The following is a 21,314-nucleotide window of genomic DNA, read 5'->3' as shown; positions in this document are numbered from 1 at the left end:
ATTTAACGGGCGTTACCTATCGAACTTACTATGCCGACCGAAATATTTTCAGGTCGTTGAGAAGCGAATCTGTGACCAATTAATACTTTGTAATCAATGGTCTATTACTTTTTAGTAGATTTTTGGGCGTTGCCTGTACTGGCTGCTAAAATCTGCTTTCATTCACTCCACCGCTATCGTTTATGTCCGGCAATACATTTGGTACGCTATTCACAGTCACCACGTTCGGGGAGTCACACGGTCCGGCAATTGGCTGCGTCATCGACGGCTGCCCGCCAGGTCTGCTGCTGTCGGAGGCCGACATCCAGCCGGAGCTCGACCGGCGCAAGCCGGGCACGTCGCGCCATGTCACGCAGCGCATGGAATCAGACACCGTTGAAATCCTGTCCGGTGTTTATGAGGGCCGCACCACGGGAACGCCGATCGCCCTCCTTATTCGCAATGAAGACCAGCGCAGCAAGGACTACGGCAACATTACCGAGACCTTTCGTCCCGGGCACGCCGACTACACCTATTTCCAGAAATACGGCATCCGCGATCCGCGTGGCGGTGGCCGTTCCTCGGCGCGCCTGACTGCGCCCGTGGTGGGTGCGGCAGCCATCGCAAAAAAGTGGCTGTTCGAGCAATACGGTACGGTTTTTCGCGGGTGCATGAGCCAGTTGGGCGACATCGTGATTCCGTTCGAGTCCTGGGATCATGTCGCACACAATCCGTTTTTTGCTGCTAACACGACGATGCTGCCGACGCTGGAAGCCTATATGGACGCGTTGCGCAAGGCAGGGGATTCGTGCGGCGCCCGCATCGAGGTCGTGGCCGAAAATGTCCCGGTGGGACTGGGCGAGCCAATTTACGACAAGCTCGATGCCGAAATCGCCTATGCCTTGATGGGTATCAATGCGGTCAAGGGTATCGAGATTGGCGCCGGCTTCAAGTCGGTGGCGCAGAAGGGCACCGAGCATGGCGACGAGCTGACGCCGCAGGGATTTCGCAGCAACAATGCCGGCGGTGTGCTCGGCGGTATCTCGACCGGGCAGGCAATCACCGCATCGATCGCCATCAAGCCCACCTCGTCGATTCGTACCCCCCGTGATTCGATCGATAAAGCGGGACAGCCGATCAAGGTGGAGACCTTCGGTCGGCACGATCCGTGCGTCGGCATCCGCGCGACGCCGATCGCGGAAGCCATGCTGGCGCTGGTGCTGATGGACCATGCGTTGCGCCACCGAGCCCAGTGTGGTGATGTGCGCGTCTCGCTGCCAGCCATTCCTGCGGTTATCGATCGTGCGGCAACAACGGACTGAGTGGTCTTGTGAAGTTGCAACGTTAGCTTTTGTGATGTTCGGGGCTCGCTTCGCATGCCAGTATTTGGTCCGGAGTTAATGGTGCCTTTGCGCTGCCGCCAGTTTGGGATCATTTGAGTGCGCGCTGTCCAGTGCGTGCGGACCGTCGTTTTTCAGGCAATTCCAGGGAAGAGTACGTCATGATTTTGCAAACGTTTCATCGAAAACTTTTTCTGCTGTCGCTGGTAGTTGCACTGGGAGGATGTGAAACCGTGCAGACCACGCAGGGTGGAGTGGTCGGCATTCAGCGCGAACAGCGCATGGCGGTTTCTTCGGCTGCAATGAATCAATCGGCACAAACCCAGTACGCGGAATTGATGGCCGCCGAACGGCAAAAGGGCACGCTCAACCGTCAGGCCACACAGACCGCGCGCGTCCGGACGATCGCCGACCGGCTGGTGGCACAGACGTCGGTATTCCGGCCGGATGCACGCTCCTGGAAATGGGAGGTCAATGTCATCAGTTCGCCCGAAGTCAACGCCTGGTGCATGCCGGGTGGGAAGATTGCCGTCTATACCGGCTTGATCGAGAAGCTGCAGGTTACCGACGATGAACTGGCTGCCGTGATGGGTCATGAAATTGCCCATGCCCTGCGCGAACATGCGCGCGAGCGGGCATCGGAACAGGCCGTCGCAGGGCTCGGGATTTCAGTCCTGTCAGCGGCGCTGGGTGCGGGCGACCTCGGCCAGAAAGGGATGGAATACGCCTACATGGGCTTGCTCGGCTTGCCCAATTCGCGCGCGCATGAAACCGAAGCCGACCGCATGGGCGTCGAGTTGGCAGCGCGTGCCGGTTACAACCCGGAAGCTGCCATCAGTCTCTGGCAAAAAATGGGGCAGGTCGGTGCAGGCGAGCCGCCTAAATTCCTGTCGACCCATCCCTCGCGCAGCGACCGGATGCGCGATCTCGGTGATTACGCGCAACGGGTGGCACCGCTATATCAGCAAGCGCGCCAGCGTCCCTGAGCGGGCGCAGCCGGGGCCGGTTTTGCCCGGGTTGCACTACGCAACTATGGCATAATCGAAGTCCGATTTTTTAGACGACGCGGCACCGAAAAACGGTTCGCGCTGGCCATGGCTCAAACACTCTACGACAAACTCTGGGAATCGCATGTGGTCGATACCGCCAGCGACGGCACGACCATCCTGTATATCGACCGCCATCTGGTCCACGAAGTCACCAGTCCGCAGGCGTTCGAAGGTCTGAAGCTGGCCGGACGCCAGCCTTGGCGCCTATCGGCCAACCTGGCTGTCGCCGACCACAATGTGCCGACCACCGATCGCGCCAACGGCATCGCTGATCCGACCTCGCGACTGCAGGTCGAGACGCTCGATGCGAATGCAAAAACCTATGGCCTGACCTATTTCGGCATGAGCGATCGGCGCCAGGGCATCGTCCACGTGATCGGTCCCGAACAAGGTGCCACGCTGCCCGGCATGACCGTGGTGTGTGGTGACTCTCATACCTCTACTCATGGCGCCTTTGGTTGCCTCGCTCATGGTATCGGTACATCGGAAGTCGAACATGTGCTCGCGACCCAGACCCTGCTGACCAAAAAATCCAAGGCGATGCTGGTGCAGATCGACGGTGCCTTGCCAAAAGGTGTCACCGCCAAGGACATCGTGCTGGCCGTGATCGGCAAGATCGGTACTGCTGGCGGCAATGGCTACGCGATTGAATTTGCCGGCAGTACCATACGCTCGCTGTCGATGGAAGGCCGGATGACCGTGTGCAATATGGCCATCGAAGCGGGGGCTCGCGCCGGCATGATTGCCGTCGACGACACCACCATCGACTACGTCAAAGGCCGGCCTTACTCGCCAGCCGGTCCCCATTGGGATCGTGCCGTGACGTCCTGGCGTGCGCTGCATTCGGATGCCGGTGCGCGTTTCGATCTGGTGGTCACACTTGATGCCAGTCAGGTCAAGCCGCAAGTCACCTGGGGTACTTCACCGGAAATGGTCGTGGCCATCGATGACCGGGTACCGGACCCCGACAAGGAAAAGGACCCGACCAAGCGCGACTCGATGGAGAAGGCGCTGGCCTACATGGCGCTCACACCCAATACCGCAATCGCTGACATCCGGATTGACAAGGTCTTCATTGGTTCATGCACCAATTCCCGCATCGAAGATTTGCGTGCGGCGGCGTCGGTGGTGCGTGGCAAGTTCCGCGCCTCGAATGTGCGATTGGCGATGGTGGTTCCCGGTTCGGGGCTGGTCAAGGAACAGGCGGAACGCGAAGGCCTCGACAAGATTTTCCGTGACGCCGGTTTCGAATGGCGCGAACCGGGCTGTTCGATGTGCCTGGCCATGAATGCCGACCGGCTGGAGCCGGGCGAGCGTTGTGCGTCGACCTCGAACCGTAATTTTGAAGGACGACAAGGCGCGGGTGGACGTACCCATCTTGTCAGCCCTGCGATGGCCGCAGCAGCAGGCATTGCAGGACACTTCGTTGACGTCCGTACTTTATAAATCGACTTTGAAAACAGGGAAACTTCAATGAAAAAAACTGTCGCGCTGTTGCTGGTTATCGCAGGTTTTCTGCTCACTGGTTGCAATACCATCAACGGTATCGGCAAGGATGTCGAGCGCGTTGGCGAAAAAGTTCAAGGTGCCTCCCGCTAATCTCCGGATGTTCTTTCACCGGCTACCGATCGCTGCCGTTCATCGCAGCGCCGGCAGCAGCCACGTTCCTGACTATCAACGAACGTGATTTCAAGTTGACTTCGCATGAATAAATTTAACCTGCATGACGGACTGGTTGCACCACTGGACCGGGCCAACGTCGATACCGACGCGATCATTCCCAAGCAATTCCTGAAATCGATACAGCGTACCGGCTTTGGCCCGAATCTGTTCGACGAATGGCGCTATCTCGATCACGGCGAACCTGGCCGCGACAATAGCCATCGGCCCCTGAATCCGGAATTCGTCCTGAACCAGCCGCGGTACAAGGGCGCATCCATTCTCCTAACCCGGAAAAACTTTGGTTGTGGCTCGTCGCGCGAGCATGCCCCCTGGGCGCTGGATCAATATGGATTCAGAGCGATCATTGCGCCCAGTTTTGCGGATATTTTTTTCAATAACTGCTTCAAGAACGGCTTGTTGCCGATCGTGCTGACCGAGTCGCAGATCGACCATCTGTTCGATGAAGTGCGTGCCTTTCCCGGATTTCGTCTGGTGATCGACCTCGACAAGCAACTGGTCAGTACGATCAACGGCAGCGCGTCCTACCCGTTCGAGGTCGACACTTTCCGCAAGTATTGTTTGCTCAACGGTCTTGATGACATTGGCCTGACGTTGCAGCAAGCAGACAAGATTCACGCCTTTGAAGAGCGTCATCTGGCGAACAATCCGTGGCTTGCCAACGGGATTTGATGTGTTTTTTCCTGCGACCGGCTTGAGCCCGGTCGCAATTTTTTCCAGGATATTATGAAAATCGCAATTCTCCCCGGTGATGGCATTGGCCCGGAAATCGTCGCCGAAGCCGTTCGCGTTCTGCAAGCATTGGGCGAACAGTTCGAGATGGAAACCGCGCCGGTCGGCGGCGCCGGTTACGAGGCATCCGGTCACCCGTTGCCGGACGCGACACTGCAGTTGGCCAAAGATGCCGATGCCATCCTGTTCGGTGCCGTCGGCGACTGGAAATACGATACGCTGGAGCGCCCGCTGCGTCCCGAGCAGGCCATACTCGGCTTGCGCAAGAACCTGAACCTGTTTGCCAATTTCCGTCCGGCGATCCTGTACCCGGAATTGGCTGGTGCCTCGACGCTGAAGCCGGAAGTGGTGTCCGGGCTGGATATCCTGATCATCCGTGAACTGACCGGGGATATTTATTTCGGCCATCCACGCGGCGTGCGACTGGCGCCGGACGGACCGTTCAAGGGCGAGCGCGAAGGGTTCGACACCATGCGCTACGCCGAAACCGAAATCCGCCGGATTGCCCATGTTGCATTCCAGGCCGCGCGGAAACGCAGCAAGCGACTCACCAGTGTCGACAAGGCCAATGTGCTGGAAACGTTCCAGTTCTGGAAAGACATCGTCACCGAGGTCCATCAGGAATATCCGGATGTCGCACTTGATCACATGTACGTCGACAACGCGGCGATGCAACTGGTGCGTGCTCCCAAAAAATTCGATGTCATCGTTACCGGAAACATGTTCGGTGACATCTTGTCCGACGCAGCCGCAATGCTGACCGGATCGATCGGCATGCTGCCATCGGCTTCATTGGATGCCAATAACAAGGGCTTGTACGAACCGTCACACGGCTCCGCTCCCGACATTGCCGGCAAGGGCATTGCCAATCCGCTAGCCACTATTCTGTCGGCAGCAATGATGCTGCGGTTCTCGCTGAACAAGCCCGAGCAAGCCGATCGCATCGATGCCGCAGTCAAGTCAGTCCTTGCCCGAGGGTTGCGTACAGCCGACATTTACGAGGCTGGCACTACCTTAGTAGGCACGCGAGCGATGGGCGACGCTGTCGTTGAAGCACTTAATTGATTTATGTCAAATATCGCGGGGATGTTCCGCCTTACGTTTAGGAAATGATGATGAAACTTGTAGGCTTGGTGGGATGGCGTGGCATGGTGGGTTCCGTACTGATGCAACGCATGCAGCAGGAGGGTGACTTTGACCATATCGAGCCGGTATTCTTTTCGACGTCCAATTCCGGTGGCGCCGCGCCTGCGCTCGCACGTAACGAGACAACGCTGAAAGACGCCACCGATATCGCGGCATTAAAAAAATGCGACATCATCATTACTTGCCAGGGTGGCGACTACACCAGTGACGTATTCCCGAAGTTGCGCGCAGCCGGATGGAACGGCTACTGGATCGACGCTGCGTCGACCTTGCGCATGAATGACGATGCCATCATCGTGCTTGATCCAGTCAACCTGAATGTGATCAAGGACAGCTTGCAACGTGGGATTAAGAACTACATTGGTGGAAACTGCACTGTGTCATGCATGTTGATGGGGCTGGGTGGCCTGTTCGAGCATAACCTGATTGACTGGGTCAGCTCGATGACGTACCAGGCAGCATCGGGTGGCGGGGCGCAGCACATGCGTGAGTTGCTGACCCAGTTCGGATCGATCAATGCCGACGTCAAGGCCTTGCTCGATGACCCTGCATCGGCAATTCTGGAAATCGACCGCAAGGTACTGGCAAGACAGCATGCGATGAATGCGGATGAAACGAAACAATTCGGCGTGCCGCTGGCAGGCAACCTGATTCCCTGGATCGATAAGGATCTTGGCAACGGCATGTCGAAAGAAGAATGGAAAGCCGGCGCGGAGACCAACAAGATACTCGGTCGCGGACCAGGGTTTGGCAGCGATGCCCAACCGGTCATCCCTATGGACGGGTTGTGCGTCCGGGTGGGTGCGATGCGTTGTCATTCTCAGGCGCTGACGATCAAACTCAAGAAAGATGTGCCACTGGATGAGATTAGCCAGATCATCGCGAGTAGTAACCAGTGGGTGAAAGTGGTTCCCAACACGCGCGAAGCATCCATGCAGGATCTGACTCCGGCGGCCGTGACCGGCAGCATGACAATTCCGGTCGGACGCTTGCGCAAGCTGGAAATGGGGCCTGAATATCTGTCGGCATTTACTGTTGGCGACCAATTGTTGTGGGGTGCAGCGGAGCCGCTTCGGAGAATGTTGCGGATCATTCTGGATCGCTGAGGGCTACCCGGTTCGGTTGGCTGTTTGTTGCCTTTTGGCAGCATTTGGCAGTTGCTGCGGAGATGTTGATTGGGGCGAGGCTTTTACAGGAGTGCATCAGGTAGTTGTTCTTGCACGGGCAACTACCTGATGCTATGTTAAAAGTTCCTCAGGACAATGATAAATAGTGACGGTTTGTGCACTGCACGGATTGCGCCAACGGAATGTTAACTTATGCCACTTAAAATGCGTCCACGTACTTCTTCGCAGTTGACCACGTTCAGCTTGAAAGCACTTAGTGCTGCGGTGCTTGCGACCACTCTGGTGTCAAGTTCCTGGGGAGCAGGATTAGGGCGGTTGACGATTTTTTCGTCACTCGGTCAACCACTCAACGCTGAGATCGAACTGACATCGGTCACCAAGGACGAAGCCGATTCACTGGTTGCCAAGCTGGCTCCCGCCGACGCATTCAAACAGGCCAACATCGACTTCAATCCCGCATTGTTCAATGTCCGTTTCGGCATCGAGCAACGTGGAGGCAGGCAATTCATTCGCGTCACTTCGGCACAGCCGATCAACGAACCCTATGTCGACATGTTGCTGGAACTGGGTAGCAGCAATGGTCGGCTGGTCCGTGAGTACACATTTTTGCTTGATCCTGTAGAAGTCCGCAATGCACAGGTGGCAGCGGCGGCGGCGGCAGCAGCGTCGGCCAATGCTGCACAAGTTGCAAAGCCGGTCACAAGCCCGGCGCCCGTACGCGTTGAGCAGGAGCCCAAGCCGTCGATCGCTACACCTGTCCAGGCCGCAGGGCGGGCACCAAAAGACAAATCATCCGGTACCGCATCGCCAGCCAGTGATAAATCCTACCTGGTCAAGTCGGGTGACTCACTCGCCAGGATTGCCAATCAGGTGCGTCCGGCAGGTGTGTCTCTTGATCAGATGCTGGTCGCGCTGTACCGGGCGAATCCGTCAGCATTCACTGATGACAACATGAACCGCATGCGTGCCGGCCAGATTTTGACTATTCCGACAGCCGATGCCGCCCTCGGCATCAGCGCATCGGAAGCCAAGGGTATCGTGGTGGCTCAGGCACTGGATTTCAGCAGCTATCGCAACAAGCTCGCTGGTCAGGTTGCTGCTACAGCCGCGGCCAGAACCAGCGACGCAAAGCGCAATGCGGGCGGGGCGATTACCTCTAAAGTCGAAGAGCCGAAGTCGGCTGCTACCGAGTCGAAAGACAAGCTGAAATTGTCAAAAGCCTCGGAGCCGACGGCATCGGCTGCCATGACTGCAAATGCTGCTCAGGCTGAGGACAATATTGCCAAAGACAAGGCAATTGCCGAGGCAAACAGCCGAGTCAAGGAACTTGAGAAGAATGTTAACGATCTCCAGAAGCTGCTGGAGTTGAAAAACAAGGATCTGGCGGAACAACAGAGGAAAGCAGACAGTGCGGCGAAAGCACCATTGCCTGCCGTACCCGCTGCGACTGCCGCTCCGGTCAGCGAACCCAAAAAAGTTGAGCCGCCAGTGGTCGTCGTACCTCCGGTCATTGCCGCTGTTGTTCCTGAGGCCGCGAAGGTCGTACCTTCCGTGCCGGCGCCAGGTAGCCCTGCAATCAAACCGCCAGCTCCCGCCGCTGTGCCTGCTACCGCCGAACCCGGTTTCATTGATAGTCTGGTCAATAGTTCGCTTTTGTTACCCGGTCTGGGCCTGGTGCTGGTCGGATTAGGCGCGTTCAGCATATTCAGTTCGCGCCGCAAGAAAAAAACTCAGCAGTTCGAAGACAGCATCCTGACTGACTCCAACCTGAAAGCAAATTCGTTATTCGGGTCGACCGGCGGACAAAGCGTCGATACGAATAACAGCGTGTTCAACTCCAACTTTGCGCCGTCGGCCAGCCAGCTCAATGCTAACGAGGTTGATCCGATCGCCGAGGCCGATGTGTATATTGCTTACGGACGCGACGCACAGGCCGAGGAAATTCTGAAGGAAGCACTGCGTACCCAGCCAGAGCACAATGCGGTCCGTTTGAAGTTACTCGAAATTTATGCCAGCCGTAAGGACCTCGCTGCATTTGAGCTGATGGCCAGTGAGCTTTACGGGATGACCAAAGGCGAGGGTCGGGAGTGGGAAGAAGCGGCATCCATGGGGATTGCACTGGATCCGAACAATCCGTTGTATGCCGGAGGCAAGGCGCCCGACGTGTCGGCACTCCTTGCGACCGGTCTGACGGCACAGACCCGACCGATGGACGATCTGGATCTGGAAGGCCTATTGTCGATGACCCAGCCGACGGCGATGTACGAACCCGAAACGACACCGGAAGCAATCGGTAGTGAGCCGGAGTTACCGACCGTCAAGACTGCACTGGATACGCCATCCGAGCCGAATACGGCAACAGGTAAATCCGTCATGGATACCATCAACAGCATCGAGGACGATGGTCTGGATTTCGATCTGGATGGAATGGGAGCGCAGGAAATCAAAGCAGTCGTTCTTGCCGCACCCGGAGAGCCCGACTTGCCGGAACTGAAAACCGATGACGAGTTCTCGCTTGATTTTGACGAGTCACCGCTGGCGACAACCGACAGTGGGGCAGAAATGGTGCCGGAACTCGATATCGATCAACGTGATCTTGGTACGCCTTCGGCTGTCGGGAGCAATCACGCCGGCCGTGATGTCAGTGATATCGCACTTGATGGCCCTCCCGAGCATTCTTCAGCAGAAGAGCTGACTGCTTCGCCTGAAGCGACGTCTGGCAAGAAAGTTGCGGCTTCGACCTCTGATCCACTGGACTTTGATTTGTCCGGTATCAGTCTTGATCTCGAACCGGAGGCGGTTGCCCGAGATCGACGAAGTGATGATCTTTCGCTGTCGCTGGAAGGTGGCGATACGCTGGTGCTTGATGATGATCTGTCAAACGCACCTGAAATGGCGACCAAGCTCGATCTGGCGATTGCTTACGAAGAAATCGGTGACAAAGAAGGTGCACGCGAGTTGCTGGATGAAGTGATTAAGGGTGGCTCCAACGAGCAGGTAGCGCAGGCGCGTACCATGATGGACAAACTCGCCTGATTACTCCGACTGGTTGATGGCGGGCGCAACGCTTCGTGGTTGCGCCCGTTTTGTTTGGAACACGGAATCATTGCCGAACCGGCGCATGTTGGGAATTAATGTGAAGCGACTGATTCTTGGAATCCAGTATGACGGCACGCCGTGGCATGGATGGCAGACCCAGTTGAGCGGTCTGACGGTGCAGGATCAGCTTGAACTGGCACTCAAAAAATTCACGCAGACGGACATCAAGACTAGCTGTGCGGGTCGTACCGATACGGGTGTCCATGCCATCGAGCAGGTGGTGCATTTTGATACCATCATCGACCGCCCAACCGCATCCTGGGTGAGAGGCCTCAACACGCACTTGCCGCCGTCGATTGCGGTGCGGTGGGTGACAGTGGCGTGCACTGACTTCGAGCATGAATTCCATGCACGCTTCAGTGCACGTTCGCGGGTGTATCACTATTTGCTGTACAACCATCCTGTTCGATCGCCGCTATGGGAGGGAAAGGCCGGTTGGGTGTTTCGTCCGCTAGACGTGGATCGCATGCAGGAAGCAGCGCAAGGATTGATCGGTACGCATGACTTTACGGCGTTCCGTTCTGCCGATTGCCAGGCCAAATCACCCGTAAAGATGATGCATGACATCGCCTTCGTACGCCGTGGCGATTTGATAGTCATCAAGCTGCATGCGAACGCCTTCTTGCATCACATGGTGCGCAATCTGGTCGGTTCGCTGATTTATGTTGGCAATGGCAGTCAATCGGTGACGTGGTTGTCCGAATTGCTGGTTCAGAAAAATCGGCACCTCGCAGCACCGACCTTCAGCCCGCATGGCTTGTACCTCGCAAAAATCGATTACGATCCAAAGTGGCAATTGCCGCAAGCACCAGCGGACGCTTTCGCCGGCTTCTGATTGCCGGGGTATTCTGGTTCTGGCTGGCTGTGGTCGCGCTTGAGCCGACCGACAACATGAGCCCTGGCAAGTGACTTGCCGGGCCGATCTTCACTCCAGATGGCATTCTTCATGACTCACCCAGTAAACCCAACGCACCGAACACGCATCAAAATTTGTGGTCTGACCCGCCCGGCGGATGTCGATGAGGTGGTTGCCGCAGGTGCAGATGCGATCGGTTTCGTGTTCTATGCACCCAGCCCGCGTTCCGTGAGTGCGCAGTCCGCGGCAACCTTGCTGCAGCGCGTACCGGCCTTTGTCACCACCGTTGGTTTGTTTGTCAATGCGACACCCGACGAGGTCGCACGCGTGGTCGCAGTCGCACCGGTATCGCTACTGCAGTTTCACGGCGACGAAACGCCGCAGCAGTGTGCCGCGATTGCCGCGGCCGTCAATCGGCCCTATATTCGTGCCGTTCGGGTCGGCGCGCAAACAACTCGCGAAGATTTGCTAGAATACGGCAGCGCTTATGGCACTACCGGCACCTTGTTTGCCGGGTTGCTGCTCGACACTCTGGTCGACAGTTATGGTGGTGGCGGAAAGGTATTCGATTGGTCTCTCATTCCAGAAGAACTCGCGCCTCAGGTCGTTTTAAGTGGTGGCTTGAACGTACTCAACGCGACTGACGCCGTGACGCAGGTGCGTCCGTTTGCCGTCGATGTCAGTAGTGGCGTCGAATCCGCAAAAGGCATCAAGGACGCCGCTGCAATACGGAATTTCATCGGAGCCGTGCGCCTAGCCGACACGCTCCCGCGCTGATCAACGACCTGAAGAGAAATCATCCATGAATACATTGAACGTACTCGACAACGCCATCGAGCGACAAGTTGCCCAAGCCGAAGCCTATAACCTGCCGGACGCCCGCGGCCACTTTGGTCCGTATGGCGGCAGCTTCGTATCGGAAACCCTGACCCATGCGCTCGATGAGCTCAAAGAAGCCTATGCGCGGTACAACCAGGACCCCGAATTCCTTGCCGAATTCCGGGACGACCTGACCCACTTCGTTGGTCGTCCGAGTCCGGTCTACCATGCAAAACGCTGGTCCGAAAAAATGGGCGGAGCACAAATCTACTTCAAGCGCGAAGACCTCAACCACACCGGCGCGCACAAGATCAATAACGTCATCGGTCAGGCCTTGCTGGCCAAGCGTATGGGCAAGCCGCGTGTGATTGCCGAGACCGGCGCCGGCCAGCATGGTGTTGCCACCGCCACGATCTGCGCGCGTTTCGGACTTGAGTGCGTGGTCTACATGGGCAGTGAAGACATCAAGCGCCAGGCACAAAATGTCTATCGCATGAAATTGCTGGGCGCGACTGTCGTCCCCGTCGAATCTGGTTCGAAGACGCTGAAAGACGCCTTGAACGAGGCCATGCGTGACTGGGTCACGAATATCGAAAACACGTTCTACATCATCGGCACCGTTGCCGGACCGCATCCGTATCCGATGATGGTGCGTGACTTCCAGTCGGTGATCGGCGAAGAATGCCTGCAGCAAATGCCGGTGATGACCGGCCGTCAACCCGATTACGTGGTTGCCTGTGTCGGTGGCGGATCAAATGCCATGGGCATTTTTTATCCGTACATCGACTATCCGGACGTTCAGTTGATCGGCGTCGAAGCCGCAGGTGAAGGCATGAACAGTGGCAAGCATTCCGCGTCACTGCAACTTGGCACACCAGGCGTCCTGCATGGCAATCGTACCTACTTGCTGCAAGACGACAATGGCCAGATCGCCGAAACGCATTCGGTCTCGGCAGGGCTCGATTATCCGGGTGTCGGTCCCGAGCATGCCTGGTTGAAGGATATCGGCCGCGCCCAGTATGTCGGTGTTACCGATGACGAAGCGTTGCAGGCATTCCACGACTGTTGCCTGATCGAGGGCATCATTCCTGCGCTGGAGTCAGCCCATGCACTGGCCTATGCAGCAAAGCTGGCCGCCACGCTGCCGAAAGACAAAATCATCCTGGCCAACCTTTCTGGTCGTGGCGACAAGGATATGCATACCGTCGCCGAGCGCATGGGCATGAACTTCTATTGCCGTGAATCCTGTGCCGTCGGTGCTGCCGCTGTTGCCGCTGCTGCTGGTGCAACCCAGGTCGTGACCTTGCATAAATAGGCTGGCAATGCCGCAGGCCGGACCGGATAACGGCGCCGGCCTGCGTTGAGCAGGTCCTCGTCGTTGACACCAATCACCACAATAGAAGCCATGTCCAGAATTCAAGCAACATTTGCTGCCCTCGCAGCACATCACAAAACCGGATTGATCCCGTTCTTCACCGCCGGCGATCCGTCGCCACAACTGACAGTGCCACTGATGCATGCACTCGTTGCCGGAGGTGCCGATATTCTTGAGCTCGGGGTGCCGTTCTCCGATCCGATGGCGGAAGGCCCGGTCATCCAGCGCGCCTGTGAACGCGCACTCAAATATGGGGTCGGTTTGCGTGATGTCCTCGAATTTGTTCGCGAGTTTCGCGAGACCAATTCACATACCCCCGTCGTACTGATGGGCTACGCCAATCCGATCGAACGGATGGGGCAACAGGCGTTTATCAAGGCCGCTGTTGAAGCCGGTATCGATGGCACCATCGTGGTCGACTATCCGCCAGAGGAATGCGAAGAGTTCGCTGCAGGCATGCAGGCCAGCGATCTCGATTCGATTTTTTTGCTGGCGCCGACCTCGACGGATCAGCGGATTCGCCAGGTTGCTGCCGTCGGTCGTGGCTTCTGTTACTACGTTTCGCTCAAAGGCGTCACTGGCGCAGCCAACATCGATATCAGCGAGGTCGAAGAGCGCATCGGCGCAATTCGTCAGCATGTCAAATTGCCGATTGCAGTCGGTTTCGGTATCCGTGACGGTGCCACCGCGCGGGCCATTGCGCAAGTCGCTGATGCCGTTGTGATCGGTAGTCGTATCATCCAGGAGCTGGAAACCACACCGCATGACCAGGCGGTCGATGTTGCACGCAACTTCATGGCAGGGATTCGCGCCGCACTCGACGCGCCGGCCTGACCAGAGGCGAGCGGATGTCCTTTTTTGGTGTATCCCCGGTCAGAAGGTACAATCTCGCAGGAAATAAATTAAGAGGCAACAATGAGCTGGCTTGAGAAACTGCTACCACCGCGCATCCAGCGCTCCGAATCCGCTACCCGCAAATCGGTGCCCGAAGGCCTTTGGGTCAAATGTCCGTCCTGCGAGGCGGTGCTGTACCGCACTGACCTCGAATCGAACATTCGCGTCTGTCCCAAGTGCAATCACCACATGCGTATCCGTGCGCGCGAACGTCTCGACGCGTTGCTCGATGCCGGTGGTCGTTACGAAATCGGTCAGGAAACCCTGCCGGTCGATACCCTCAAATTCAAGGACAGCAAAAAATACCCTGATCGCCTGAAGGCCGCGATGGAAGCCACCGGAGAAACCGATGCGCTGATCGTCATGGGGGGCGCCATCATGTCGCTGCCAGTCGTGGTGGCCTGCTTCGAATTTGAATTCATGGGCGGATCGATGGGGTCGGTCGTCGGTGAGCGCTTTGTTCGCGGCGCCCAGAACGCTCTGGAGCAAAAAGTGCCGTTCATCTGCATTACCGCAACCGGCGGCGCGCGTATGCAGGAAGGGCTGCTTTCGCTGATGCAGATGGCCAAAACCACGGCAATGCTGACGCGCCTGTCCGAGAAAAAATTGCCGTTCATTTCCGTACTGACAGACCCGACCATGGGTGGCGTGTCCGCTTCATTTGCGTTCATGGGCGATGTGGTGATTGCCGAGCCCAAGGCACTGATCGGTTTTGCCGGCCCGCGCGTGATCGAAAACACCGTGCGCGAGAAATTGCCGGAAGGCTTCCAGCGTGCCGAATTCCTCGTGCAAAAAGGCGCGGTCGACATGATTGTCGATCGACGCAAGATGCGCGAAGAAATTGCCCGCCTGCTGGCTCTGCTGCAAAATCAGGCGGCTGACGTACTGGCATAACAATCTGCGCCACTAACCAGCCCGAACCACGTGTTCGGGCTTTTTATTTTCCCGTTCGACGCTATCCGAGTTCCTATGCAAACGCTTCCGACAACCCTGGACGGCTGGCTCAGCCGGCTTGAATCGCATCATCCGATCACCATCGACATGGGACTTGATCGGGTCGCAGCCGTCGCCGCCAGAATGGGCATCCATTTTGACTGCCCGGTAATCATCGTCGGTGGCACGAACGGCAAGGGATCGACTTGCGCGATGCTGGAAGCGATCCTGCTGCAAGCCGGTTACCGGGTTGGCTTGTCGACATCACCGCATTTGATCCGGTTCAATGAACGCGCCAGGATCGATGGCGAGTCCGCTAGCGATGATGCCCTGATTGCGCAGTTCGCCCGGGTGGAAGCGGCGCGTGGCGAGATCTCGCTCAGCTACTTTGAATTCACGACACTCGCGATCCTGCAATTGTTCATCGACGCCAATCTGGATGCAGTGATCCTTGAAGTCGGTCTTGGCGGTCGACTCGATGCCATGAACATCATCGATGCCGACGTGGCCATCGTGACCAGTGTCGACATCGACCATACCGAATATCTGGGCTCGACCCGTGAAGCGATCGGCTTTGAAAAAGCCGGTATTTTCCGGGCAGGCAAAGCCGCCATTTGCAGTGACCCGATGCCGCCACAATCGCTGCTCGACCATGCCGCAGCGATCGGCGCCGACCTGTGGTTGCTGGGGCGCGACTTCAATTACATGGGCGACAAGCTGCAATGGAATTATGGCGGTCGGGTACAGCGCCGCAACTCGCTCGGTTATCCGAGTTTGCGCGGTGCCAACCAGTTGCTCAATGCCTCTGCCGCACTGGCGGCGCTCGAAGTCTTGCGCACCCGCTTGCCAGTGGGTGCCCAGGAAGTGCGGACCGGTCTGGTGCTGGTCGACCTGCCGGGGCGATTCCAGGTTCTGCCAGGACGTCCGACGGTGATTCTGGACGTGGCACATAACCCGCATGCCGCTGCGACACTGTCGCAAAATTTCGGCAACATGGGCTTTCATCCCTACACCTATGCAGTTTTTGGCGCGATGCACGACAAGGATATCGATGGCGTGATCGCCCAGCTGAAAGGGCACATCGACCACTGGTGCCTGACCGACCTGCCGCTGCCGCGCGGCGCCACCGCCGCGCAAATCGAGGAAAAGCTGCTCGCAGCCGGGATCGTTCCCGGTAACGATCCGGGCGCAGAATGCACCATCCAGACCTTCTCTTCACCTGCCGACGCATTCGCAAATGCAACGAACCGGGCAGGGGAGAATGATAGAATTGCGGTTTTCGGGTCGTTCCTCACGGTCGCTGGCGTGATGGCGTACCGCGCCGCACACAATCACTGAAACCTTCATAGTCGACCGCATGGGCTTGTCCTCGCTTTTCCGCAAAAAACCGCAAGAACCAGACTCCGCCGAAGGTGCGTTTTATTCGCGTGCTGAAGAGGATTCAAAAGCTGTCCGCACTCGTGGAAAGCGACAACCTGCCGCGTCTGCAGCCAAACCGGTTGACCCGGTCCTGCCGGAAAAAAAACGCGCGCGACGCAGGCTGGTCGGCGCCGTTGCTCTGGTGCTGGCTGCCGTGATCGGTTTACCGATGGTGCTGGACTCGGAGCCAAAACCACTGGCCGAAGATATTTCCATTCAAATTCCCTCCAAGGACCTGCCACCGGCGCGTCCGGTCACGGCACGCGCTGCGCCAGCCAATGTGCCACAGGGCGCGGCACTGGACCAGGCCGAAGAAGTCATCGATCCGGCAGTGACCCAGACGTCACCTGCCAAGCCGCCCGCCTCCGTAGTCGCTGCCAAGCCTGTCGAAGAGAGCAAGTCCAAAGTACAGATCGCCAATGCCACGCCGACAAAGCCGATAGCCAAGCCAGAATCGAAACCAGAATCCAAGCCGGAACCCAAGCCAGAGTCCAAAACCGAGTCCAGACCCGAGTCCAGACCCGAACCGAAACCCGAGAGCAAGCCCGAACCAAAGTCGGTTGACGCGGATGAAAAACTCGCCGACAGCGCGCGCGCGCGTGCGATTCTCGATGGCGACACGGCTGCAACAAAAACCGACAAAAAGCCAACCAAAGTAATCGTGCAAATCGCCGCATTGGCCTCGAAAGAGAAAGTCGCCGAGTTACAGGAAAAACTGAAGTCCGCCGGAATCGCCTCGTACACCCAGACCGTGTCGACCGAAGGTGGTGCCCGTATCCGCATCCGCATTGGTCCGTTCAACAGCCAGGAAGAGGCCGACAAGGCGCGTGCAAAATTGGTCAAGATCGGTTTGACGGGCACCGTGGTGCCGTCCTGATCCGGACATGTTCGGTACGCTTCGTGACGCTGTTTGATTATCTGGTGGTGTTTGTGCTGAGTTGCTCCGTCCTGATCGGACTCTTGCGTGGGCTTGTTAAGGAAGTCCTGTCGCTGACGAGCTGGATCGTCGCGCTGGTGGTGGCCAACAAGTATGGAGACGCCTTGGCACAGTTGCTTCCGGAGCTGATTCCCGGTAGCGTGACACGGTTGATCGTGGCGTTTCTTGTGCTGTTTATTGGCGTGCGATTGCTGATGATGTTATTGACGATGACGCTGGAAAGCGTGATCAAGGCCAGTGGCCTGACCGTCGCCGATCGGGTGCTCGGCAGTGGGTTCGGTGCCGTGCGGGGTTTGACAATTATTCTTGTGGTTGTACTGTTGTGTGGCACGACGTCGATACCGAAGCAGGCATTCTGGACCGAAGCGATCCTGAGCCCGCTGGCCGAAGCTGCCGCGCGCGCCGCCATACCCTTCTTGCCGGGTGATCTTGCCCGGCACGTCCAGTTTTGAATTGTCTTTGTTAGGAGTCCACCATGTGTGGCATCGTCGGCGTCGTTTCTCATAATCCTGTCAATCAACTGATCTACGATGCATTGCTGCTGTTGCAGCATCGCGGTCAGGATGCTGCAGGAATTGCAACCAGTCATGCAAATATGTTCTACATGCACAAGGCCAACGGCCTGGTGCGGGACGTATTCCGCACCCGTAACATGCGTTCGCTGCAAGGCAATATCGGTATCGGTCAATGCCGCTATCCGACCGCAGGTTCAGCCAGTGCCGAAGAGGCTCAACCGTTTTACGTGAATGCGCCATTCGGCATCACGCTGGCCCACAACGGCAACCTGACCAACTGGGAACAGCTGAAGATCGAGATGTTCAAGAACGATCGGCGGCACATCAATACCTCGTCGGATTCCGAAGTGCTGCTCAACGTGCTGGCCCATGAAATCCAGCAGGCGACCTCCGGGTACTCGCTGGACCCGGCTGCGCTGTTCAAGGCGGTGGCCATCCTGCACAAGCGGGTCCGTGGCTCGTATGCGGTGGTGGCACAGATCTCCGGTTACGGCTTGCTGGCATTTCGCGATCCGTATGGTATCCGGCCGCTGTGCATCGGCTTCAACGACACCGACAAGGGCACCGAGTATGTCGTGGCGAGTGAATCCGTGGCGCTCGAAGGACTGGGTTTCCGCTTCCTGCGCGATGTGATGCCGGGCGAAGCGATTTTTATCGACAACGATGGCCAGCTCTACAACCAGCAGTGTGCCGAAAATCCGACTCTGAACCCGTGCGCATTCGAATACGTCTACTTCGCCCGTCCTGATTCCGTGATCGACGGCGCGTCGGTCTACGCCGCGCGCCTGAAGATGGGTGAATACCTGGCCGACAAGATCAAACGTGAATTCACCGCCGGTGACATCGATGTCGTCATGCCGATTCCGGATTCGTCGCGGCCCGCAGCGATGGAGCTGGCGCTGAAACTGAACCTTGATTACCGCGAAGGCTTCATCAAGAACCGCTACATCGGTCGTACCTTCCTGATGCCGGGACAGGCAATCCGTGCAAAATCGGTGCGCCAGAAGCTCAATGCCATCGGCTCCGAGTTCAAGGGCAAGAGCGTGTTGCTGGTCGATGACTCGATAGTACGCGGCACCACCAGCCGCGAGATCGTACAGATGGCGCGCGACTCCGGTGCCAAGCGCGTAATCTTTGCGTCGGCGGCGCCACCGGTCAAATTTCCGAATGTCTACGGCATTGATATGCCTACACGCAACGAGCTCATTGCCTACGGGCGCAGCACCGAAGAAGTCTGCAGAGAAATCACTGCCGATGCACTGGTCTACCAGGACATCGAAGCACTCAAGCGCTCGATCTCGGACGTCAATCCGGCCTTGCGCAATTTCGAGGCATCGTGTTTTGACGGCGTCTATGTCACCGGTGATATTTCACGCGACTATCTGGACCGCATCGAATTTGCCCGTAACAATCCGCAGCCGGAAAGTGACGATGCGGTGCGTTCGCAGCTGAACCTGAACCTGGCCCAGGTAGACTGAGATGCCAGGCGCCTGTGTGGTCGGGGCGACCGGGCTGGTCGGCCGGGCGCTGGTCGCGCAGCTCGTGCAAGACAAGGCGGTCGATGCGGTGCATCTGATGGTGCGACGGGTCGATGTCGGGTTTGCCGCATCCGGACAGGCCAAAGTGGTTCAGCACGTGATCGACTTCGATCAGATTGCACAGGCTGACTGGCCCGCTTGCGAGGTTCTGTTTTGCTGTCTTGGTACCACCATCAAAACTGCCGGTTCGCAGGCGGCTTTTCGCCGGGTCGATGTCGATTATGTCATCGCCTCGGCACGCCGTGCGCGACAGACCGGTGCGACCCAGCTGGCCGTCGTCTCGGCGCTTGGCGCCAGCCCGACCTCGGACGTGTTCTATAACCGCATTAAGGGCGAAATGGAGGGCGCAGTCGCGTCTCTCGGGTTTCATGGAGTGACCATTGTGCGACCATCGTTGCTCGATGGAGACCGCAAGGAAATGCGTCCGGCAGAACGCGTGGCGTTGCTGCTGATGAAAATTGGCAAGCTCTTCGTTCCCAAAAAATACCGCGCCGTCACGGTCGCCGCTGTCGCCAGTGCCTTGCGAGCCTCGGCACAGTTGGGTCGCCAGGGCGTCCATATCATTGAATCAGACCAACTCCAGACCGCATGAATCGACATCCGTCGAATGCACCCTAGATTTTTATCATGACTACTCCAGACAAGTACGGCTTTACCACCACCATCCTGCATAGCGACCGGCAAAAGCCGATCGAACACGGCGCGCTGCACAAACCGATCCATACCTCGGTGGCCTTTGGCTACAAGGATGCGCGCGAACTCGCGGCGGTTTTTCAGGGCAAGCAAGCCGGCTATCGGTATGGCCGCCAGGGCAATCCGACCGTCTCGGCGCTCGAAGAGAAGATCACCCGGATGGAAGACGGCCAGGGAACATTGTGTTTTGCCACCGGTATGGCAGCGATCGCGGCGGTGGTGCAATCGCTATTGCGTGCAGGCGATCATGTGGTGTCATCGGCATTTTTGTTCGGTAATACCAACAGCCTGTGGCAAACCGTCGCAGGGCAGGGCGCGACCGTGAGCTTCGTCGATGCCACCGACGTCAGCCATGTCGAAGCAGCACTGACGCCGGCCACCCGCGTCGTGTTTGTCGAAACCATCGCCAATCCCCGTACGCAGGTCGCCGATCTCCGGCGCATCGGCGCACTGTGCGCTGCGCGCGGCATACTTTACGTGGTCGACAATACGATGACTTCGCCATACCTGTTCCGCCCCAAGTCCGTCGGTGCCAGTCTGGTGGTGAATGCCTTGACCAAATCCATCGGTGGCCATGGCAACGCGCTGGGCGGCAGCCTGACCGATACCGGTCTGTTCGACTGGACCGGCTATCCGAATATCCTGGAGAACTACAAGCGTGCTCCGGCAATTCAGTGGGGTCTGGCTCAAATTCGGGCCAAGGCGCTGCGCGATTTTGGCGGATCGCTGGGTCCCGAGGCCGCGCATCATCTGGCCGTCGGTTCGGAAACCATGGCGCTGCGGCTGGATCGCGAATGTGCCAATGCGATGGCGCTGGCGCGGATGCTGGAAGCCGATCCGCGCGTAGCTGCTGTCCACTATCCGGGACTTGCATCGCATCCGCAGCATGCTATTGCAGGCGAGCTGTTCCGGGCGTTTGGCAGCCTGTTCAGTTTCGAATTGCGCGACGACGTTGATTGCTTCGATTACCTGAATCGCCTGAAGCTGGCGATCCCGGCCAGTAATCTTGGCGATACCCGTACGCTGGTGATTCCGGTCGCCCACACGATCTTTTTCGAGATGGGTGCCGAGCGGCGCGCATCGATGGGGATTGCCGAATCGCTGATTCGGGTCTCGGTCGGTATCGAAGATACGGTGGACCTGGTGGAAGACTTTCGGCAGGCGCTGGGGTAACAAGAGGGCC

At 57.8% G+C, this 21,314-nt stretch carries 19 protein-coding genes; all 19 read left to right on the top strand.

Annotation, left to right across the window (positions count from 1 at the left end):
* The first annotated feature begins 182 nt into the window (after nucleotides 1–182).
* The 19 genes from aroC (at nucleotide 183) to ABD720_RS07580 (ending at nucleotide 21,304) form a co-directional block, all read left to right on the top strand.
* A complete protein-coding gene (gene aroC / locus ABD720_RS07670) occupies nucleotides 183–1,301 on the top strand; it encodes a chorismate synthase (protein ID WP_344762673.1) in 1,119 nt (372 codons plus the stop codon).
* Between the two features lie 179 nt (nucleotides 1,302–1,480).
* Nucleotides 1,481–2,305 (top strand): M48 family metallopeptidase, encoded by an 825-nt coding sequence (locus ABD720_RS07665; RefSeq protein WP_344762672.1) that lies wholly within the window; start codon nucleotides 1,481–1,483, stop codon nucleotides 2,303–2,305.
* 108 nt (nucleotides 2,306–2,413) lie between these two features.
* Nucleotides 2,414–3,814: a 3-isopropylmalate dehydratase large subunit gene (leuC, locus tag ABD720_RS07660; RefSeq protein ID WP_344762671.1), complete on the top strand. Its 1,401-nt coding sequence runs from the start codon at nucleotides 2,414–2,416 to the stop codon at nucleotides 3,812–3,814.
* 27 nt (nucleotides 3,815–3,841) lie between these two features.
* On the top strand, nucleotides 3,842–3,967 hold the full coding sequence (locus ABD720_RS07655; protein WP_344762670.1) for an entericidin A/B family lipoprotein: 126 nt from the start codon (nucleotides 3,842–3,844) through the stop codon (nucleotides 3,965–3,967).
* Between the two features lie 105 nt (nucleotides 3,968–4,072).
* Complete coding sequence (gene leuD, locus ABD720_RS07650) at nucleotides 4,073–4,720, top strand: 3-isopropylmalate dehydratase small subunit (RefSeq protein ID WP_344762669.1); 648 nt, start codon at nucleotides 4,073–4,075, stop codon at nucleotides 4,718–4,720.
* 54 nt (nucleotides 4,721–4,774) lie between these two features.
* On the top strand, nucleotides 4,775–5,845 hold the full coding sequence (gene leuB / locus ABD720_RS07645) for a 3-isopropylmalate dehydrogenase (RefSeq protein ID WP_344762668.1): 1,071 nt from the start codon (nucleotides 4,775–4,777) through the stop codon (nucleotides 5,843–5,845).
* A 50-nt stretch (nucleotides 5,846–5,895) separates the two neighbouring features.
* Nucleotides 5,896–7,032: an aspartate-semialdehyde dehydrogenase gene (gene asd, locus ABD720_RS07640; RefSeq protein WP_344762707.1), complete on the top strand. Its 1,137-nt coding sequence runs from the start codon at nucleotides 5,896–5,898 to the stop codon at nucleotides 7,030–7,032.
* A gap of 213 nt (nucleotides 7,033–7,245) precedes the next feature.
* Nucleotides 7,246–10,089: a motility hub landmark protein FimV gene (locus ABD720_RS07635; RefSeq protein ID WP_486303573.1), complete on the top strand. Its 2,844-nt coding sequence runs from the start codon at nucleotides 7,246–7,248 to the stop codon at nucleotides 10,087–10,089.
* An 85-nt stretch (nucleotides 10,090–10,174) separates the two neighbouring features.
* Nucleotides 10,175–10,987 carry a tRNA pseudouridine(38-40) synthase TruA gene (gene truA / locus ABD720_RS07630; protein ID WP_344762666.1) on the top strand — a complete coding sequence of 271 codons (813 nt, stop codon included), beginning with the start codon at nucleotides 10,175–10,177 and terminating at the stop codon, nucleotides 10,985–10,987.
* A gap of 111 nt (nucleotides 10,988–11,098) precedes the next feature.
* Nucleotides 11,099–11,785, top strand: a complete 687-nt coding sequence (locus ABD720_RS07625) for a phosphoribosylanthranilate isomerase (RefSeq protein WP_344762665.1) — start codon at nucleotides 11,099–11,101, stop codon at nucleotides 11,783–11,785.
* A 25-nt stretch (nucleotides 11,786–11,810) separates the two neighbouring features.
* Nucleotides 11,811–13,142: a tryptophan synthase subunit beta gene (gene trpB / locus ABD720_RS07620; protein WP_344762664.1), complete on the top strand. Its 1,332-nt coding sequence runs from the start codon at nucleotides 11,811–11,813 to the stop codon at nucleotides 13,140–13,142.
* Between the two features lie 90 nt (nucleotides 13,143–13,232).
* Entirely contained in the window at nucleotides 13,233–14,036 is an 804-nt protein-coding gene (gene trpA / locus ABD720_RS07615) for a tryptophan synthase subunit alpha (protein ID WP_344762663.1), read from the top strand.
* Between the two features lie 81 nt (nucleotides 14,037–14,117).
* Nucleotides 14,118–14,990, top strand: a complete 873-nt coding sequence (accD, locus tag ABD720_RS07610) for an acetyl-CoA carboxylase, carboxyltransferase subunit beta (protein WP_344762662.1) — start codon at nucleotides 14,118–14,120, stop codon at nucleotides 14,988–14,990.
* A gap of 75 nt (nucleotides 14,991–15,065) precedes the next feature.
* On the top strand, nucleotides 15,066–16,367 hold the full coding sequence (gene folC / locus ABD720_RS07605; protein WP_344762661.1) for a bifunctional tetrahydrofolate synthase/dihydrofolate synthase: 1,302 nt from the start codon (nucleotides 15,066–15,068) through the stop codon (nucleotides 16,365–16,367).
* Between the two features lie 19 nt (nucleotides 16,368–16,386).
* Nucleotides 16,387–17,325: an SPOR domain-containing protein gene (locus ABD720_RS07600; RefSeq protein ID WP_344762660.1), complete on the top strand. Its 939-nt coding sequence runs from the start codon at nucleotides 16,387–16,389 to the stop codon at nucleotides 17,323–17,325.
* Between the two features lie 23 nt (nucleotides 17,326–17,348).
* Complete coding sequence (locus ABD720_RS07595; protein WP_344762659.1) at nucleotides 17,349–17,837, top strand: CvpA family protein; 489 nt, start codon at nucleotides 17,349–17,351, stop codon at nucleotides 17,835–17,837.
* Between the two features lie 23 nt (nucleotides 17,838–17,860).
* Entirely contained in the window at nucleotides 17,861–19,378 is a 1,518-nt protein-coding gene (purF, locus tag ABD720_RS07590) for an amidophosphoribosyltransferase (protein WP_344762658.1), read from the top strand.
* 1 nt (nucleotide 19,379) lies between these two features.
* Nucleotides 19,380–20,030: an NAD(P)H-binding protein gene (locus ABD720_RS07585; RefSeq protein WP_344762657.1), complete on the top strand. Its 651-nt coding sequence runs from the start codon at nucleotides 19,380–19,382 to the stop codon at nucleotides 20,028–20,030.
* Nucleotides 20,031–20,065: 35 nt separating this feature from the next.
* Complete coding sequence (locus ABD720_RS07580) at nucleotides 20,066–21,304, top strand: cystathionine gamma-synthase family protein (RefSeq protein ID WP_344762656.1); 1,239 nt, start codon at nucleotides 20,066–20,068, stop codon at nucleotides 21,302–21,304.
* Nucleotides 21,305–21,314: the final 10 nt, after the last annotated feature.

Source organism: Actimicrobium antarcticum (genome assembly GCF_039536745.1).
Classification (GTDB): Bacteria; Pseudomonadota; Gammaproteobacteria; order Burkholderiales; family Burkholderiaceae_D; genus Actimicrobium; species Actimicrobium antarcticum.
The sequence above is the reverse complement of the archived record's forward strand: the minus strand, read 5'-3'. Positions and strand labels throughout refer to the sequence as shown.